We start from the raw sequence: 19,607 nt of genomic DNA, 5'->3' as shown, positions 1-19,607 counted from the left end.
AGAGCGATCTAGTTGAGCGTGGCGCGCGGCCGTACGGCGAGAATCGCCTCGGTGCGACTGGAGACATTGAGCTTGGAGTAGATGTTTTTCAGGTGCCATTTGGTGGTGGACAAAGCGATACCGGTCTTGTCGCTGATCTGAGTGTTCGACAGGCCGCTAAGCAGGCACTCGAACACCTCCACCTCACGCCCTGTCAGCAGGCCGCCGGCCAGCGTATCTAGAGCCGGCGCAACCTGAATACCCTGGAGAAACTCTGCGTAGTGCTCACGGTAATTGTCCGGTACCACCAATAAGCCGGCCTGCACCAGATCCAGCACCCTGGCGGCAAAACCTGGGGCCTCATCGAATACCGAGCGATTGATATTGACGATGCCATAAGTCTCAACCAGCCCCGCCAAAGCAGCCAGTTGCTGGCCCTTGCTCTGGCTGGGCGCCGCCAGCACCAGGCGGTTGGCTTCGACGATCAGCAGCCGCGCACGCATCTCACTTTGCCGCAACGAGGCCGCCAGCACCTTGAGAATCCGCTCGGCCTGCGCCTGCGCACCGCGTGCCTGCAACCAGTACACACAGGCCAACCCCTGACGTTCCCAACTTTCGTCATAGGCGCGCACGCGCTCCCATTCCCCGGCCTGCAACCGCCCAAGCAAACAGTAGCGCTGAGCTACGGCATCCATGACGACACTCTTACCGCTCAGGTACGCCTGACGCATGCTTTCCTGGGCCATCTGGCTGACAAAACGCGCGTAGTTGCCCAGCTGCAGGATGCACGACAGCTGGTCGAGCAAGCGGCTGGAACGCGCTGTCAGCTGCTGGCGATGCAGCAACCGCGACAAGGTGATGTAGACCGTGGCAATCGCTTCGGTGGCCGAGGATGAGTTGACCATCGCCATCAGCTCGTTACACAGCTGCTGCGCCTCGACCAGCTGATTCTGCTCATACAGCACCACCACCATGGCCGTGGCGCGATTGACCCAGGCCGGAGAAACAGAATCGGTGCCTTGGTAGTCCAGACACACCTGCTTACGCGCATGGGTGGCGCGCCCGGCATTGCGGTGGCAGAGGGCGATAATCAGATCGGTGTAACTTTCCAGAAAGCTGTGCCCACATTGCGCGAGCAACTGCTTGGACTCGCTGGCAAAACGAATCGCATCCTGCAGGCGCGCCGCCAATAGATGCTGATAAGCAATCACCGCCAGGGTGCAAGCGCGAATTTCCAGGTCCTGCCCTGCACCCAGCAAGTCGCGCCAGGCCGGCGGCGGCACAAAGTCCTTGTCCTGCTCGAACAAGCCCAGCAACAGGGCAAGAAACTGCCGCGTTGCCGGCTCCAGATTTACGCCTGGCATGGTGTGTTCAAGAGTATCGAGCAACTCAAGGTAGTAATGCGCCTGGTGAAAACGCCGCGACAGTGATAGCGCCGCAATCAACCAGCCGAGCAACTTGGGTTGCGCCAGCAGCTGCGTCTCCGGCAGCGGTTCAAGCCAACGCAGAATGTCGCCAAACTGCCCACTGCGCACCCATGACGCACAGCAGTGCTCCAACAGGCCGAGGAAGACGTTTTGATCGCTACAGTGCCGGGCATGCTGCAACGCCTGCTCATACTCGCCCAGGCTCAGGTAATAGTCGGCGGCACGGCTGTGCAGCTGATCCAGGCGCGCGTATTCCTCGACCTGCAGACGACGACAGAGAAAATCCTGCAGCAGGGCGTGAAAACGAAACCAGCCGGGCTGATTGTCCACCGGCAGCAAGAACAGTTGGCGTTCAGCCAACTCCTCCAGCAGCAACGCCGAGCCATTACGCTGCATCACATAGTCGCAAAGCGCACCGTCAAACCGTTCAAACAGGCCGCAACAGAGCAGAAACTCGCGTAGGCCCGGCGGCAACTGACGCAGCACCACATGGCCGAAATAATCGACGATTTCTGGCTGGCTGCCGTTAAAGCGCTGCAGCGCCTGAGTACCGAAGCGCGCATAGGCCAGCAGCGCAATCTTAACCCCCGCCACCCAGCCTTCGGTCATGCCCAGCAGGCTGTCGACATACGCCTGACTGAGCGCCTGACCACCCAGGTGGGTATTGAGCTGCTGCACCTGCTCAACTGACAAACGTAGGTCATGCTGATCAATACACAGCAGGCGGTTTTCCAACTTCAGCTGGCTCAGGGCAAAGCCTGGGTGGTTACGGCTGGCGATGATCAGATGGACATGGCCTGGCAGCTTCTCCAGCAGCGCCGCCATCACCTCGAGAATGCTGCGCGACTCGATCCACTGAAAATCATCCAGCACGATAAACAGCGGGCCCTCGACTCGCGCCAGGGCATCCGCGAGCAGCTCACCCAATAGCTGCGGTGACAGGCTGGAGGCCACCGCCAGAGGGTTGAACCAGGACGTATCAAAATCGCCTACCTGAGCGCGGATGCTGTCAGCCAGGCGGCGGAAAAAACACAGCGGGTCGTTGTCCCGCGCTTGCAGCGGGTAATGCACCACCGCGGCAGCGCAACGGCCGCGCCAGTGTTGCAACAGCGTCGACTTTCCCGAGCCGGCCGGGGCCAGCAGTAAAGTCAGGGCAAAATCTTCACTGCGCGCCAACAGGTTCAGCAGGCTCTGGCGGAGCACACCATTGGCAGGCAATACGCATGGCTGAAGTCGGTCCATCAGGCAGACCCTGTTCTTATTATTGTTCGCACGGTCAGACGCCGCACCTGGCCAAGGATGCTAGCGCCTGCGCACCTTCAGACTTTGAAGTGCGTCATGTTTTACCCGCAGCTAACCAAAGGATTGCCCACAGCCATACGCGCCCGAGAATTTGGCGAGACAAGAGAATGAATTTGGGGAGAAATGAAGCAGCCTGGCGGGCCGAGAAGGCCCGCCAGGTGGGGAGAGCGACTTAGAGCGCCGCCAGGCCGCGAGCCAGATCGGCTTGCAGGTCGGCCAGGTCTTCCAGGCCCACCGCGACGCGGATCAGGTTGTCGCGAATACCGGCGTTAGCACGCTCAGCAGGACTCAAACGACCGTGCGAGGTGGTCGCGGGATGGGCGATGGTGGTCTTGGTGTCACCGAGGTTGGTGGTGATCGAGATCACCCGCGTGGCATCGATAAAACGCCAGGCCGCCTCTTTGCCGCCCTTGACCTCAAAGCTGACCACGGCACCGAAAGCACTCTGCTGACGCTTGGCCAACTCATGCTGCGGATGGCTGGGCAAACCGGCGTAGTAGACATGCTCAATGCCGGGCTGTTGCTGCAGCCACTGCGCCAATTGCAGCGCGCTGGCGCAATGCGCCTGCATGCGGATGCGCAGGGTTTCCAAGCCTTTGAGGAAGATCCAGGCGTTGAATGGGCTGAGTGTTGGCCCGGCGGTACGCAGAAAACCCACCACTTCGGTCATTAGCTTGGCCGAGCCTGCCACTACACCGCCCATGCTGCGGCCCTGGCCGTCGATGTATTTGGTTGCCGAATGCATCACCACGTCTGCACCGAGCTTCAGCGGCTGTTGCAGCGCCGGGGTGCAGAAGCAGTTATCCACCGCCAGTAGCGCGCCTTTGCTGTGAGCAATATCCGCCAATGCAGCAATGTCCACCAGTTCGGCCAACGGATTGGACGGCGACTCGACAAACAGCAGCTTGGTGTTGGGCTTGAAGGCAGCGGCCCAGCCATCAAGATCAGCCAGCGGCACGTAGTCGACCTGCACGCCGAAGCGCTTGAGGTACTTCTCAAACAGGCTGATGGTCGAACCGAATACGCTTCGCGACACCAGTACATGGTCACCGGCGCTGCACAGGCTCATGACAATGGCCAGAATCGCCGACATGCCGGATGAGGTCGCGACCGCCTGCTCGGCCCCTTCCAGGGCGGCGATGCGCTCCTCGAAAGCACGCACAGTTGGGTTGGTGTAGCGCGAATAAACATTGCCCGGCACTTCGCCAGCAAAACGCGCGGCAGCATCAGCCGCGGTGCGGAATACGTAGCTGGAGGTTGGGTAGATCGCCTCGCTGTGCTCACCTTCTGGCGAGCGGTGCTGACCGGCGCGCACCGCCAGGGTATCGAAGCCTACGCCGTCGAGATCACTGTCCAGACGCCCGGCTTGCCATTCAATCGTCATTGCCAATTTCCTCAACCGGCCCGCCGCAGCGGGCCGGACTGCAACCTAGTTGTTGTACAGGTCGATAATCGCGCTGACGGCCTGGGACTTGACCTTAGAGGCATCGTTGCGCGCCTGCTCGATCTTATCCAGATAAGCCGCGTCGACATCGCCGGTCACGTACTTGCCGTCAAACACCGCGCAGTCAAAGTTGTCGATCTTGATCTTCTTGCTGCCACTGACCGCTTCGATCAGATCAGGAAGATCTTGATAGATCAGCCAGTCGGCGCCGATCAGCTCGCAGACTTCCTCGGTGGTGCGGCCGTGCGCGATCAACTCATGGGCGCTGGGCATGTCGATGCCGTACACGTTCGGGTAACGCACCGCTGGTGCGGCCGAGCAGAAGTACACGTTCTTCGCCCCGGCTTCACGGGCCATCTGAATGATCTGCTTGCAGGTGGTGCCGCGCACGATGGAGTCATCCACCAGCATCACGTTCTTGCCGCGGAACTCCAGCTCGATGGCGTTGAGCTTCTGCCGTACGGATTTCTTGCGGGCTGCCTGGCCCGGCATGATAAAGGTACGACCGATATAACGGTTCTTGACGAAGCCTTCGCGGAACTTCACGCCGAGATGGTTGGCCAGTTCCAGTGCAGCAGTACGGCTGGTATCCGGAATCGGAATAACCACGTCAATGTCATGCTGCGGACGTTCACGGAGGATCTTGTCGGCCAGCTTCTCGCCCATGCGCAGGCGCGCCTTGTACACCGAGATGCCATCCATGATCGAGTCCGGACGCGCAAGATAGACGTGCTCAAAGATGCAGGGCGCGTATTTTGGGTTCGCCGCGCACTGACGGGTGAACAGCTTGCCTTCTTCGGTGATGTACACCGCTTCGCCCGGCGCGAGGTCGCGAATCAGGGTGAAGCCGAGCACGTCGAGGGAGACGCTTTCCGAGGCGATCATGTATTCCACGCCTTCGTCGGTATGACGCTGACCGAAGACGATCGGACGAATGCCGTTAGGGTCGCGGAAACCAACAATGCCGTAACCGGTGATCATCGCCACTACCGCGTAGCCACCAAGGCAGCGCTCGTGCACGTCAGTCACGGCAGCGAACACGTCTTCTTCGGTGGGCTGCAGTTTGCCGCGCTGGGCCAGCTCGTGAGCGAACACGTTAAGCAGCACTTCCGAATCAGAGTTGGTGTTCACGTGGCGCAGGTCAGACTCGTAGATCTCCTTGGCCAGCTGCTCGACGTTGGTCAAGTTGCCGTTGTGCGCCAGGGTGATGCCATACGGCGAGTTGACGTAGAACGGCTGCGCTTCGGCCGAGCTGGAGCTACCCGCAGTCGGGTAACGCACGTGGCCAATGCCCATATGGCCGACCAGACGCTGCATGTGGCGTTGTTGGAACACGTCACGTACCAGACCGTTGTCCTTGCGCAGGAACAGACGGCCATCATGGCTGGTGACAATACCGGCAGCATCCTGGCCGCGGTGCTGGAGGACGGTGAGCCCGTCATACAGCGCCTGATTGACGTTCGATTTACCGACGATACCGACAATGCCGCACATGTGACGCAACCCCTACTCAATGAAACACGATGATTCGCAATGCACTTACGGCAGTTTAGGCTGCTGCAGTGCCTCTTTGAACGGTAACTCCACCGGCGCCGTAACGCCGCTAGCCAGCCACTCACTGGACAGACCCAGGATCAGGTTTTTCGACCAATCAGCAACCATCAGAAAATGCGGTACAAGTGCTGATTCCTGCCACCAGCTGTCTTGCTCCACCGGTGCCAGGCTGATCAAACCGACCAGCACCACGACCAGCAGGCCTCCGCGCGCCGCGCCGAAAACCATGCCGAGAAAACGATCTGTCCCTGACAGTCCGGTCACCCGGATCAATTCACCAATCAGGTAATTGACCAGGGCACCAACCAACAGGGTGACCACAAATAGAATCGCGCAACCTGCAATCACGCGCGCCGAGGGTGTTTCGATAAAATCCACCAGGTGCTGCGACAGTGCGCCGCCCAACATCCAGGCGACCACGCCAGCAATGATCCAGGTAAGCAATGACAGGGCTTCCTTGACGAAGCCTCGGCTCAGACTGATCAGACTTGAAACGGCGACAACGGCGATAATCGCCCAATCGACCCAGGTGAATGCCACGATGCAGGTTACCGACAAGAAAGGCGCTGCATTTTAGCAGAGCACCTGTGTGGGGCGTAAGCAAAGGATTCGCCAACCGCTGAAATGCCCGGCCAGCCTAGTGGCGGGTCAAACAGTTCGGCTTGGCGAAGAACGTCAAGCCTCTTACTCAGCCGGCTTCGGGCTGAAAACGCACCACAAAACCATTGAGCTTGTGCTGACGATTGAGCTGATCACGCAGGCGATCCGCCTCGGCACGCTCAATCAGCGGCCCGACAAAGACCCGGTTCATGCCATCGACGCTGCGGATATAGGCGTTGTAGCCCTGGCTGCGCAGGGTTTTCTGTAGTTTCTGCGCGCCATCACTGCTGGACAGGCTCGCCAACTGCACCGACCAACTGATCGGCAAGCTATTGGCATCCAGCTTACTCGGCGCAGGCTGAGGTGGTTCTGCCACAGGCTCAGGCGCGGCTGCTGGTATCCCTAGAGTGATGGGTTCGGCCGGCAGCTCACTCACAACAGGCTCGCTTGGCTCCAGGCTTTGCGCGGCCTCGCTACCAATCGGCTCATCAGGCAAAAGCTGTGGTTCAGGCACGGCCACAGGCTGTAATTCAACTTCGGGAGCCTGGGGAGCCGCAGGCATTTCAGGCGCGTCTACCTGCACGCGCTGCGACTCATCCTCACGCGACAACAGCATTGGCAGGAAAATAACTGCCAGCGCCAGCAATACCAACGCACCGACCATGCGCTGTTTCAATCCCTTATCCAGCAAAGCCATCCTGCACGCCCCCATTGGCTTGGCGGGCCAGCCAATCCAGGGCCTCGGCCACACAGTAGAAAGATCCAAACAGCAGCACTTCATCCCCATCCGAAGCCTGCTCACACTGAGCCTCAAGTGCCGCCTGCACACTGGCATAAGCGGTAACTTGCGCCCCGCTATGCTGCAGGTGCGACTGCAACTCGCTGGCAGCCCGTGTACGACTGGTCGGCAAAGCCGCCACCGCCCAACTGTCCACTTCGCTTAACAACGGCGCCACTACACCGGGCAGGTCCTTGTCAGCCAGCAAACCAAACACGGCCAGGCGCTTGCCTGACAGCGCCCGACTAGCCAGGCGCTGAGCGAGATACTCGGCAGCATGGGGATTATGCCCAACATCGAGCAGCAGTGTGAGTGACTTACCCTGCCAATTGAGGCTTCTGCGATCTAGACGCCCGGTCACCCGGGTCTGCTGCAACGCCTGACTGATCACCTCAGGCTGCCAGGGCAGCTGCATCACTGCATACGCCTGCAGAGCCAGGGCAGCGTTTTCCATGGGCAGGTCGAGCAGCGGCAAATGGGCCAGCTTCAGCACTTCGCCTTGATGATTGAGGCCGTACCAGGACCAATCCTGCGCATTCAGGCTCAGGTCATAGTCACGACCACGCAGAAAGAATGGAGCATCGAGCAGTACCACTTGATCAAGCAGCGGCTGCGGCGGCTCAAGATCGCCACACAGAGCAGGTTTCCCAGCACGGAAAATACCAGCCTTCTCAAAAGCGACCGACTCACGGGTATCACCCAGCCAGTCGGCGTGGTCGATGCCGATGCTGGTAACCAGAGCGATATCGGCGTCCAGTAGATTCACTGCGTCCAGGCGCCCGCCTAGTCCAACTTCCAGCACCAGCGCATCCAAACCAGCTTGCTGGAATAACCAGAAGGCGGCCAGAGTGCCCATTTCGAAATAGGTCAGTGAGGTGTCACCACGCGCGGCCTCGACCACAGCGAAGGCCTCACAGAGCATGACGTCAGTGGCTTCGACGCCAGCGATCTGTACTCGCTCGTTGTAACGCAACAGGTGCGGTGAGCTGTAGACACCGACTTTGAGGCCCTGCGCTTGCAGCAGCGAGGCAATAAACGCACAGGTCGAACCCTTGCCATTGGTTCCAGTGACGGTAACCACATGCGGCGCCAGCTTGGCCAAACCAAGACGCTGTAAAACGATCCGCGAGCGCTCCAGCCCCATATCAATGGCGCTGGGGTGCAGCTGCTCCAGATAGCTCAGCCAATCGGCAAGGGAGCGCTCGGTCATGCAGTCGCCGGCAGGGCTACAGGCGACGGCAGCCCCATCAGCTGAGCCAGCAAACGCGCGAGACGCGGACGCAGTTCAGCGCGGTGAATGATCATATCGATGGCGCCGTGCTCCAACAGGAATTCGCTGCGTTGGAAGCCTTCCGGCAGCTTCTCGCGCACGGTCTGCTCAATCACCCGCGGGCCAGCAAAGCCAATCAGAGCGCGGGGCTCGGCAACAATCACATCACCGAGCATGGCCAGACTAGCCGACACGCCGCCGTACACGGGGTCAGTCAGCACGGAAATAAATGGAATACCCTCTTCACGTAAGCGTGCCAGCACGGCCGAAGTCTTGGCCATCTGCATCAGCGAGATCAGCGCTTCCTGCATGCGTGCACCGCCGGATGCGGAGAAGCACACTAGCGGGCAACGCTGCTCCAAAGCGGCATTGGCGGCGCGGACAAAGCGCTCACCCACAATGGCGCCCATCGAACCACCCATAAAGGAGAACTCGAACGCGCAAGTCACAATCGGCATGCCCTCCAGGGTGCCGCGAATCGATACCAGGGCATCTTTCTCGCCGGTCTGCTTTTGCGCGCCAGCAAGGCGATCCTTGTACTTCTTGCTGTCGCGAAACTTCAGGCGATCAACCGGTTCAAGATCGGCGCCCAGTTCTTCACGTCCTTCAGCATCTAAGAAGATATCCAGGCGCGTGCGGGCATCGATACGCATGTGGTGATTGCACTTGGGGCAAACATCCAGGGTCTTTTCCAGCTCAGGCTTGTACAGCACCGAATCGCAGGACGGGCACTTGTGCCACAGGCCTTCGGGCACCGAACTCTTTTTGACCTCGGAACGCATGATCGATGGGATCAGTTTGTCTACCAACCAGTTGCTCATGCTCTTGACTCTCCAAAGCTGTTAACCGGACGGGCTGCACTAAATGCGACCAAGCCTAACCGGGAAAATTCATGGGTACGGTCGATTCAGGGGCCGGTGAGAGCTATCCGCATTACCCACCCGCCACCTCAAACGACCGCCTGCAGCGTTTATCAAACCTGCAACAGGGGTATGGACGACCAAGCCAGCAGCGTCGTCACATCAACCCTGCGCACCTTAAGCAGTCTTTACCGCCTGCATAAAAGCGCGAATCTTCTCAGCATCCTTGATGCCCTTGGTCTTTTCGACGCCACCACTGACATCCACGGCATAGGGACGCACCTGAGCGATGGCCTGGGCAACATTCTCAGCCGTCAGGCCGCCCGCCAGAATAACCGGCTTGCTCAAGCCTTGAGGCACAAGCGACCAATCGAAGGCCTCCCCCGTCCCCCCCGGAATGCCTGGCACATAGGTGTCCAGCAGGACACCACTGGCATTCTTGAAAAGCGCCACCTGCGCAGCAATGTCATCGCCCGGCTTGACCCGTAACGCCTTGATATAGGGGCGATGGTAGCCATCACAGTCTTCAGGGTTCTCGTCGCCATGGAACTGCAGCAAATCCAGCGGCACAGCATCGAGAATCTCACCTAGCTCACAACGACTGGCATCGACAAACAGGCCCACCGTGGTCACAAAAGGTGGCAAAGCAGCAATGATCGAGCGCGCTTGCTGCAGCGTGACCGCGCGCGGGCTCTTGGCATAGAACACCAGGCCAATTGCATCAGCGCCCGCCTCGACAGCCGACAATGCGTCCTCTATGCGGGTAATGCCACAAACCTTGCTGCGAACGGCTGACAACAGGATGACCTCGATAAATTCAGTGGAAGCCGGATGCTAGCAAATAGCCTTTCAGGCGTCAGCCGCCACATCAGGCAAGCCGGAAAGAAAGTGCGGCCCCAAGTAGCGTTTGGGCAAGTCGAACTCCTCGGGGTAATCAACCTGCACCAAATACAAACCATAAGGGTGCGCAGTCACTCCACCGGTACGCCGCACGCGGGTTTCCAGCACTTCCTGCGCCCACTCAATCGGCCGCTCGCCCGCACCAATGGTCATTAGCACCCCAGCGATATTGCGCACCATATGATGCAGAAAGGCATTGGCGCGGATATCCAGCACGATAAACCGTCCGTGCTGCAATAGCTCAAGGTGATGCACCGTTTTGATCGGCGACTTGGCCTGACACTGGCGGGCACGGAAGGCACTGAAATCATGGGTACCGATAAAACACTGCGCGGCTTGGCGCATGCGCTCGACATCCAGCGGCCGATGATTCCACGTGACCTCTTCGGCCATATGCGCCGGGCGAATCTGGTCGTTATAGATCACATAACGGTAACGCCGCGCCTGGGCGCAAAAACGCGCATCAAAGTGCGCCGGCATCGACTTGGCCCACGTCACGCTGATATCACCAGGCAAATTCATATTCGCGCCCATGACCCAAGCATGCATGGAGCGCTCGACCGGCGTACTGAAATGCACCACCTGGGCACTGGCATGCACCAGTGCATCGGTACGCCCGGCACAACTCAGGGTTACGGGAACGCCGCCGGCGACTTTCGCAAGGGCTTTTTCCAGCGATTCCTGAATTGAAGGCACGCCTGCACGCTGACGCTGAAAACCACGATAGCGCGAACCTTTGTACTCGACACCCAGGGCTATCTTGAAAACGCCAACGGCAGCCGATTCGGCTGCCGTTGTAGTAAGACCATCAGACATGTATCAAACCAATTTAGCGATCAGCTCACGCGCTTCACTTTGCTGACCTTCGTTACCTTCGGTGATGACTTCATCGAGGATATCGCGAGCACCTTCGGTATCACCCATATCGATGTAGGCACGCGCCAGATCGAGCTTGGTTGCTGTCTCGTCGGTACCCGAGAGGAAGTCGAAGTCATCGTCATTATCCATACCAGACGAAGCAGTGCTTGTCGGCATACCCAGATCCGCTGGCTGATCCAAGTCATCAGACAACAGGTCCAGCTCAGCGCTAACTTCATCCAACTGAGCAGCGAAACTGTCACTTGATGGCTGCGCAGGCGCATCATCATTCAGCGACAGGTCGAAATCAGCCGACAAGTCGAAATCACCACCCGCTTGCTCACTCGGCAGATCAAAACCTGACTCAGCCACGATCGGCGCTGCACTTAGCTCGTCATCCAGACTCAGCAGAAAGTCGTCTTCGGCAGCTGCCGCAGGCTTGGCCGGAGTATCCAGATCCAGACTGAAATCAGCCAGATCGCCGCTCAGATCCAGACCAGTATCGCCGCTTTCAGGTAGACTCAGATCAAAACCCAGGTCGTCATCCTTGTTGTCGGCTTGCTCAACCGGCGAGCTGAAGTCCAGATCGTCATCAAGTGACAAGCTATCCAGATCATCCAGCGAAGCAGTGTTACCGGCAGCCTGCAGATCACGATCCAGCTCAGACTCGAGATCATCCAGGCTCAGATCGAATGCATCGTCTTGATCGCCAGCAGCGGCTTTCGGGCTAGGCTCGTCCAGAGCAAGATCGTCCAGACTGAAGGTGTCCAGGCTTTCTTCAGCAGCAGCTGCGGCAGCAAAGCCTGCGCCAGCAGCAACGGCCATAGCTGGGTAGCGGGCCTTGATCTGATCAAGCTCGGCAGCACTGCCACCAATCTCACGCAGCTCGCTGTCCTGACGGGCAAAACCATTACGGTCACCCATCTCGGCATAGACTTCCATCAATTTCAGACGCAGATCACTGCGCTGAGGCTCATCATTGATGGCGCTTTGTAGTAGTTCAGCAGCCTGAGGGAAGCGACCGTAGGCAATATAGATGTCAGCCTCACCCAAGGCATCGCCGGTTTGCGCAGTCACACGCTCTTCGCTCGGCAGATCGGTTTGCTGACCATCCAGTTCATCAGCCATGCCAGCAAAGCTGTCATCCTGAAGGTCCAGACCAGCATCCAGATCGGACGGGGCGTCATCAGCTGCCAAGCTTTCCTGCAGCTCGGCTTCTTTCAGTGCATTGCGGCGCGACAGCATCATCAGCGCCACCAGCAATATCAGCAGTGCACCACCACCTGCAGCGCCCAGCAAAATCGGGTTAGCCAACAAATCATCAAGGGTACTGCTTTCAGCTTGCGGCTCAGCCACTACCGGTGCTTCAGCAACAGGGGTGACCGGAGCTGGCTCAGGAGCAGCAATCGGAGCGGGTTCCACCGCAACAGGTGCTGCAGTCTCCGGCTGGGCAGCGGGCTCTTCGCTGTAGTTAAAATCCGTTTCAGGTGTAGCAGCCGGCACTACGGGAGTAGCAGCAGCTGGATCCTTTGGCGCGGCCTCTGGCGCAGGCTCAACCGGAGTAGCCGGGGCTTCAGCTACCGGTGCTACGGGGGCGGCAGGCGCAACAGCTGGGGCTTGGCCTTGAGCAGCAAGATCAGCCTGCAGCTTGGCCATTTGGTCGTCTTTCAACTGAATCAGACGCTGCAGCTTGTCGAGCTGGCTCTGCAGGTCTGTCATGCGGCCTTTCAGCTCATCATTTTCACGACGACTGGAATCCAGGCTTTCCTGGGTCACGGCCAATTTGTCAGTCAGCGCTTTGCTGTCGGCTGCGCCCTTGTCGCTGCCAGTAGTGGCTTTACCGCTGTCAGCAGCAACCAGTTTCAGGCTATCGCCAGTTTCCACCTTGGCTGGAGTCGCGGCGGCGCTAGTGCGCTTAGTGGCATCCAACTGGCGAGCGCTGGCGGCAACGCTGCGACCTTCACGCCAGGCTGCATTCTGCTCGGCAACCTGAGCCAGGGCTTCGCCCTGGGCACGGCTCTTGACTTGCTGCTCATCAGGCAGACGCAGCACCTGACCGTTTTTCAGACGATTGATGTTGCCACCGATAAAGGCATCCGGGTTCAGATCCTGGATTGCCAACATGGCCTGATGCACGCTGCCACCAGCACGCGCTCGCTGGGCAATTTCCCAGAGGGTGTCGTTGGCGGTGGTTTTGTATTCATTGCCTTCCAGCGGTTTGCCCACTGGCGCAGCAGGTGCTGCCGGGGTCGTAGGCGCTACAGGCTTAACTGCAGCTGGGGCCGGGCGCGGAGCAGGAGCAGGAGCTTGCACACGTGGCGCAGGCGCTGGTGCAGCTACAGGCATTTGCGCTGCTGCAGGAATAACGCTCTGCGGGGTATACAGCGGCGGATCCAGCAACACGGTGTATTCACGCAACAAACGGCCATTCGGCCAGAGCACTTCAACTAGGAAGTTCAGGTAAGGCTCACGCATGGGTTTGCTGGAGGTCACCCGAATGACGCTTTTGCCATTGGGCTTGAGCACCGGGGTGAATTTCAGGTCAGTCAGGAAGAACTGACGATCAACGCCGGCTTTAGTGAATGCTTCCGGGGACGCTAGGGTCGGTATAACTTCGTTGGAAGCCAGGTCACGCACTTCCAGCAACTCAATCTCAGCCACTAACGGCTGATTGAGCGCCGATTGCAGGGTCACCTCACCCAGCCCCAGCGCGTGCGCCATACCGGATGACAGCGCCGAAGCAGCTGCGATTGCCAGCACCAGTTTGCGAACCCGAACCATAGCGTTATCCCTTGTTTTATCTTTTTTTCTCGGCCAGCGAGAGGATGTTGATAATTGCTGCCTACCACGCCCGAAGACGCAACCCCATCCAGCAATCAACTCAGCCAGTATTGCCAAGCTCGAAAGATTCTTCAAATTTCTTGGTAAGTATCTTTTACAGATAGTGTTTTATCAACAACTCGGCTAATTGCACAGCGTTTAGCGCTGCGCCTTTTCTCACGTTATCAGACGCAATCCACAAATTGAGTTCAGCAGGATCAGCCAAACCGGCGCGCACTCGGCCAACATAGACCACATCCTGGCCGACAGCGTCGCCGACGGCGGTTGGGTAATCATCCAACTCGACCAACTCCAGAGCGGGCGCGGCTTCCAATGAGGCATAGACCTGGCTCAGGTCGATGGCCGATTCGGCCTGCACTGAAACGCTCAGGCTGTCGCCAAAGAACACCGGAACCTGAATACAGGTCACCGCAACCTGCAAATCGGGCAAGGCCAGCAACTCCTTAAGCTCGCCGGCAATCTGCTGCTCCAGCGCCGAGTGCCCCGAGCTGTCAGTCTGTTCGACCTGCGCCAGTAGATTAAACGCCATTTGCCGATCAAACAGCTGCGGTTCGAGCGCCCGCCCGTTGAGCAGCTCGGCAGTCTGCCGCGCCAATTCAGACACCCCTTCCCGTCCGCGGCTGGAAACCGCCAGGCAGGCCGTCACAGTCACCCGATGAATACGCACTTGCTCAGGCAACGCCGCCAGCACCGCGGCCAGTGCAATACCCGGGGCGCTTGGGCTGGTCAACAGATAAGGCGCCGTCAAGCTCGCTAAGACGGCAGGATTGACCTCGGGAATCACTCGTGGCGCCTGCGCGGCTGGCAAACCGCTGGCCAGATCAATCACTGCGCAGCCAGCGGCAGCAGCTTGCGCGGCATACTTCTGCGTCACCTTGCTGCCAGCAGCGAAGAACACCAGCCGCACACTGGCAAAATCAAAGGTTTCCAGATCACGTACGCGCAGGTTCTTGCCCTTGTAGGACAAGGAGCGTCCGGCTGACTCACCGCTGGCTACCAGATGCAGATTAGCCACCGGGAACTCGCGCTCTTCCAGCAGCTGCACCAGGGTTTCACCAACGCTGCCGGTGGCGCCGATTACGGCAATATCAAAAGTACGGGTCATGGCAAGGCTCTGATAAATAAGCCCAGCACTGTATAGCTGCACCCGCAAAATGCAAAGGAGCGGACTATTGAGCACTCGATTTGACTCGAATGCCCAACAGCCCGCCCCTCTTAGTCAGCCTGTTTACGTATCAGCGCCGCGCGATTAACGCTCCAGCAGGATGCGCAGCATGCGCCGCAGCGGCTCGGCCGCGCCCCACAGCAGCTGATCGCCGACAGTGAACGCTCCGAGGTACTGCGAACCCATGTTGAGTTTGCGCAGACGACCGACCGGCACGCTCAGGGTACCTGTTACAGCAGTCGGACCCAGCTCGCGAATACTGGCTTCACGCTGGTTCGGCACCAGCTTGACCCAGGGGTTGTGCTGGCTGATCAGGCCTTCGATGTCCGACAGCGGCACATCCTTGTTCAGCTTGATGGTCAGCGCTTGGCTATGGCAACGCATGGCACCGATGCGCACGCACAGGCCATCAACCGGGATCGGGTTCTTGAAACGACCGAGGATCTTGTTGGTTTCTGCCTGGCCCTTCCACTCTTCACGGCTCTGGCCGTTCGGCAGCTCCTTGTCGATATAAGGGATCAGGCTACCGGCCAGCGGCACGCCGAAGTTATCGACAGGGAACGACTCGCCGCGCATGGCTTCGGCCACTTTGCGGTCGATATCCAGAATGGCGCTGGCCGGGTCGGCCAGTTCATCAGCTACCGAGGCGTTGATTGCGCCCATCTGCTTGATCAGCTCGCGCATATTCTGCGCGCCGGCACCAGAAGCCGCCTGATAGGTCATGGCGCTCATCCACTCGACCAGGCCAGCCTCGTACAGGCCGCCCAGCGCCATCAGCATCAGGCTGACGGTGCAGTTGCCGCCGATGTAGTTCTTGGTGCCAGCATCCAGCTGCTGGTCGATCACCTTGCGGTTGACCGGGTCGAGCACGATGACCGAACTGTCATCCATGCGCAACGACGAGGCAGCATCAATCCAGTAACCCTGCCAGCCGGCTTCGCGCAGCTTGGGGAAGACTTCGCTGGTGTAGTCGCCACCTTGGCAGGTGAGGATCACGTCCAGGCTTTTCAGCTCGTCAATGCTGTAGGCGTCCTTCAAGGGCGCCGTTTCCTTGCCAATCGCCGGGCCTTGGCCGCCGACATTGGAGGTGGTGAAGAACACCGGCTCGATCAAGTCGAAATCCTGCTCTTCCAGCATGCGTTGCATCAGCACGGAACCGACCATGCCGCGCCAACCGATCAGACCTACACGTTTCATAACCACTACACCTATATAAGCTGACCACCGGAGACCTCCGGCGGGCCAGGAAGATTACAGACTACGCAGCGCTTCGACTACCGCATCACCCATCGCCGCCGTGCCGACCTTGGTAGTACCCGCGCTGTAGATATCGCCGGTACGCAGGCCCTGATCGAGCACCTTGCTCACAGCCAGCTCGATGGCATCAGCCGCGACCGTCTGGTTGAAGCTGTAACGCAGCATCATCGACACCGACAGAATGGTCGCCAACGGGTTGGCAATACCCTGGCCGGCGATATCCGGCGCGCTGCCGTGGCACGGTTCGTACATGCCCTTGTTGTTGGCGTCCAGCGACGCCGACGGCAGCATGCCGATAGAGCCGGTGAGCATGGAGGCTTCGTCAGAAAGGATGTCGCCAAACATGTTGTCGGTGACCATCACGTCGAACTGCTTCGGTGCGCGCACCAGCTGCATGGCAGCGTTGTCGACGTACATATGGCTGAGTTCGACGTCCGGATAATCCTTGGCGACTTCAATGACCACAGCACGCCAGAGTTGGCTGGAAGCCAGCACGTTGGCTTTGTCCACCGAGCAAAGCTTCTTGCCACGCACGCGGGCCATGTCGAAGCCGACGCGGGCGATACGGCGGATTTCACTCTCGCTGTACGGCAGGGTGTCGTAGGCCATGCGCTCACCGTTTTCCAGCACTTTGCTTTCGCGCGGCTGGCCGAAATAGATGCCGCCGGTCAGCTCACGCACGATCAGGATATCCAGGCCGGCAACGATTTCGCGCTTGAGGCTGGAGGCATCGGCCAGTTGCGGATAGAGAATCGCCGGACGCAGGTTGCCGAACAGCCCCAGCTGCGAGCGAATTTTCAGCAGGCCACGCTCCGGGCGGATAGCCGGATCAATAGCGTCCCACTTCGGGCCACCGACAGCACCGAGCAGAATGGCATCGGCGGCCTTGGCGCGGTCCAGCGTTTCATCTGCCAGCGGCACGCCATAACGGTCGATGGCCGCACCACCGAGGTCATCGAAGCTCAGCTCGAAACCCAGGTTGTACTTATCGTTAGCCAGGTTCAGCACCTTGACCGCTTCGGCCATGATTTCCGGGCCAATACCGTCACCGGGGAGAATCAGAATCTGCTTGGACATACTTTTCTCAACTCATTAAATCGGCAAGTGACACATGCACTCGCCCACTGATTACTTGATAGCGCCGAACAGCCAAGGGCTGCGCTGCTGGTAAGTGCTTTCAAAGGTCTTGATCGCGTTGCTGTCCTGCAGGGTCAGGCCGATATCGTCCAGGCCATTGAGCAGGCAATGCTTACGGAAGGCATCGACCTCGAAGCTGTACTGCACGCCATCCGGACGAGTCACGGTTTGCGCGGCCAAGTCGACGGTCAGCTGGTAGCCAACCGTGGCTTCGGCCTGCTGGAACAGTGCATCGACCTCGTCTTCCTTGAGGATGATCGGCAGCAGGCCGTTCTTGAAGCTGTTGTTGAAGAAGATATCGGCAAAGCTCGGCGCAATAATGGTGCGGAAACCGTATTCTTCCAGCGCCCAAGGCGCGTGTTCGCGGCTCGAACCACAACCAAAGTTCTCCCGCGCCAGCAGCACGCTGGCACCTTGGTAACGCGCGAAGTTCAGCACGAACTCCTGATTCACCGGGCGCTTGGAGTTGTCCTGGTTCGGCTGGCCAACATCGTGGTAACGCCACTCATCAAACAGGTTCGGGCCGAAGCCGGTGCGCTTGATCGACTTCAAGAACTGCTTGGGGATGATCTGGTCGGTGTCGACGTTGGCGCGATCGAGCGGTGCAACCAGGCCGGTGTGTTGGGTAAAGGCTTTCATCGTCAGCTCCTTAGGCCTGGATCAATTCGCGCACATCGATAAAGCGGCCAGTCACCGCCGCCGCCGCAGCCATCGCCGGGCTGACCAGGTGAGTACGCCCACCAGCGCCCTGACGGCCTTCGAAGTTACGGTTGGAGGTGGAGGCGCAATGCTCGCCACTGCCTAGCTTGTCCGGGTTCATCGCCAGGCACATGGAGCAGCCTGGCTCGCGCCACTCAAAGCCGGCTTCGATAAAGATGTGGTGCAACCCTTCTTGTTCCGCCTGGGCTTTAACCAGACCGGAGCCCGGCACCACCATCGCCTGCTTGATGGTGCTGGCGACCTTGCGGCCCTTGGCCACTTCAGCAGCGGCGCGCAGGTCTTCGATGCGCGAGTTGGTGCAGGAGCCGATAAATACGCGATCCAGCTGGATATCGGTGATCGCTTGATTGGCCTGCAAGCCCATGTATTTCAGGGCGCGGATGATCGAATCCTTCTTCACCGGGTCGCTTTCGGCAGCCGGGTCCGGCACGTTCTGGTCAACCGCCAGCACCATTTCCGGCGAAGTGCCCCAGCTGACTTGCGGTTTGATGTCTTCAGCGCGCAGCTCAACCACGGTGTCGAAATGCGCATCGTCGTCGGATACCAGGTCCTGCCACTGCGCCACAGCGGCGGCCCAATCGGCGCCTTTCGGGGCAAACGGACGACCTTCGACATAGGCAATGGTTTTCTCATCCACCGCCACCAGGCCGACGCGGGCACCGGCTTCGATGGACATGTTGCAGATGGTCATGCGCCCTTCCAGCGACAGATCGCGGATTGCGCTGCCAGCAAACTCCAACGCATGGCCGTTGCCGCCAGCGGTGCCGATCTTGCCGATCACGGCCAGTACGATGTCTTTGGCGGTCACGCCGAACGGCAGTTTGCCTTCGACCAGCACCTGCATGTTCTTCATCTTCTTGGCCACCAGGCACTGGGTGGCGAGCACATGCTCGACCTCAGAGGTGCCGATGCCATGGGCCAGCGCGCCGAATGCGCCGTGGGTCGAAGTGTGCGAGTCGCCGCAGACCACGGTCATGCCCGGCAAGGTCGCGCCCTGCTCTGGTCCAACCACGTGAACAATTCCCTGACGGATGTCATTCATCTTGAATTCGAGGATGCCGAAGTCATCGCAGTTCTCATCCAGGGTTTGCACCTGAATGCGCGACACTTCATCGGCGATGGCTTCCAGGCCGCCCTGACGCTCGGCTTTGGTGGTCGGCACGTTGTGGTCCGGAGTGGCGATGTTGGCGTCGATGCGCCACGGTTTGCGCCCGGCCAGACGCAAGCCCTCAAAGGCCTGGGGCGAGGTCACTTCGTGGAGGATATGCCGGTCGATGTAGATCAGCGACGAGCCATCGTCGCGGCGCTTCACTTCGTGCATTTCCCAGAGCTTGTCGTACAGCGTTTTGCCAGCCATCCGCTATCCCTCATCAACCTGTTTCTATGCCTGGGCAAATAACCCTTTGGCTTATGGGGTAATCCTATGGGCTTGCATTAAATTACTCAAATTCATATTTTTCATCCAAAGGATTCCTCAGTGGAATACAAGTAAGCTTGAGCCGCGCCTATTGCGCC

15 protein-coding genes are annotated in these 19,607 nt (G+C 59.3%); all 15 read right to left on the bottom strand.

The annotated features are described in order from the left end of the window. Positions 1–8 precede the first annotated feature (8 nt). Positions 9–2,648: a winged helix-turn-helix domain-containing protein gene (locus BLO50_RS10520; protein WP_090252261.1), complete on the bottom strand. Its 2,640-nt coding sequence runs from the start codon at positions 2,646–2,648 to the stop codon at positions 9–11. 232 nt (positions 2,649–2,880) lie between these two features. Continuing rightward, positions 2,881–4,092 carry an O-succinylhomoserine sulfhydrylase gene (locus BLO50_RS10515; protein WP_090252258.1) on the bottom strand — a complete coding sequence of 404 codons (1,212 nt, stop codon included), beginning with the start codon at positions 4,090–4,092 and terminating at the stop codon, positions 2,881–2,883. 45 nt (positions 4,093–4,137) lie between these two features. Beyond that, entirely contained in the window at positions 4,138–5,646 is a 1,509-nt protein-coding gene (purF, locus tag BLO50_RS10510; RefSeq protein WP_090252254.1) for an amidophosphoribosyltransferase, read from the bottom strand. Between the two features lie 45 nt (positions 5,647–5,691). Beyond that, on the bottom strand, positions 5,692–6,246 hold the full coding sequence (locus BLO50_RS10505) for a CvpA family protein (protein WP_090254057.1): 555 nt from the start codon (positions 6,244–6,246) through the stop codon (positions 5,692–5,694). A gap of 148 nt (positions 6,247–6,394) precedes the next feature. Beyond that, on the bottom strand, positions 6,395–7,003 hold the full coding sequence (locus tag BLO50_RS10500) for an SPOR domain-containing protein (protein WP_090252252.1): 609 nt from the start codon (positions 7,001–7,003) through the stop codon (positions 6,395–6,397). After that, entirely contained in the window at positions 6,987–8,294 is a 1,308-nt protein-coding gene (gene folC, locus BLO50_RS10495; RefSeq protein ID WP_090252250.1) for a bifunctional tetrahydrofolate synthase/dihydrofolate synthase, read from the bottom strand. Before folC ends, BLO50_RS10500 begins: the two co-directional genes overlap by 17 nt. Further along, a complete protein-coding gene (accD, locus tag BLO50_RS10490) occupies positions 8,291–9,175 on the bottom strand; it encodes an acetyl-CoA carboxylase, carboxyltransferase subunit beta (protein ID WP_090252247.1) in 885 nt (294 codons plus the stop codon). Before accD ends, folC begins: the two co-directional genes overlap by 4 nt. 216 nt (positions 9,176–9,391) lie before the next feature. After that, positions 9,392–10,012 (bottom strand): phosphoribosylanthranilate isomerase, encoded by a 621-nt coding sequence (locus tag BLO50_RS10485; protein ID WP_090252245.1) that lies wholly within the window; start codon positions 10,010–10,012, stop codon positions 9,392–9,394. 51 nt (positions 10,013–10,063) lie between these two features. After that, positions 10,064–10,930: a tRNA pseudouridine(38-40) synthase TruA gene (truA, locus tag BLO50_RS10480; RefSeq protein WP_090252242.1), complete on the bottom strand. Its 867-nt coding sequence runs from the start codon at positions 10,928–10,930 to the stop codon at positions 10,064–10,066. A 3-nt stretch (positions 10,931–10,933) separates the two neighbouring features. Further along, positions 10,934–13,753 carry a motility hub landmark protein FimV gene (locus BLO50_RS10475; protein WP_090252239.1) on the bottom strand — a complete coding sequence of 940 codons (2,820 nt, stop codon included), beginning with the start codon at positions 13,751–13,753 and terminating at the stop codon, positions 10,934–10,936. A gap of 154 nt (positions 13,754–13,907) precedes the next feature. Next, complete coding sequence (locus BLO50_RS10470; protein WP_090252237.1) at positions 13,908–14,918, bottom strand: aspartate-semialdehyde dehydrogenase; 1,011 nt, start codon at positions 14,916–14,918, stop codon at positions 13,908–13,910. A 144-nt stretch (positions 14,919–15,062) separates the two neighbouring features. Then, a complete protein-coding gene (gene asd / locus BLO50_RS10465; protein WP_069521323.1) occupies positions 15,063–16,175 on the bottom strand; it encodes an aspartate-semialdehyde dehydrogenase in 1,113 nt (370 codons plus the stop codon). 54 nt (positions 16,176–16,229) lie between these two features. After that, on the bottom strand, positions 16,230–17,312 hold the full coding sequence (gene leuB / locus BLO50_RS10460; RefSeq protein ID WP_090252234.1) for a 3-isopropylmalate dehydrogenase: 1,083 nt from the start codon (positions 17,310–17,312) through the stop codon (positions 16,230–16,232). 51 nt (positions 17,313–17,363) lie between these two features. After that, entirely contained in the window at positions 17,364–18,011 is a 648-nt protein-coding gene (leuD, locus tag BLO50_RS10455; protein WP_090252229.1) for a 3-isopropylmalate dehydratase small subunit, read from the bottom strand. 10 nt (positions 18,012–18,021) lie between these two features. After that, a complete protein-coding gene (leuC, locus tag BLO50_RS10450; RefSeq protein ID WP_090252227.1) occupies positions 18,022–19,449 on the bottom strand; it encodes a 3-isopropylmalate dehydratase large subunit in 1,428 nt (475 codons plus the stop codon). Between the last annotated feature and the right edge of the window lie 158 nt (positions 19,450–19,607).

This window comes from Pseudomonas peli, assembly GCF_900099645.1.
Classification (GTDB): Bacteria; Pseudomonadota; Gammaproteobacteria; order Pseudomonadales; family Pseudomonadaceae; genus Aquipseudomonas; species Aquipseudomonas peli.
Note: the sequence above shows the minus strand (reverse complement) of the source record. Positions and strands in the feature narration are given on the sequence as shown.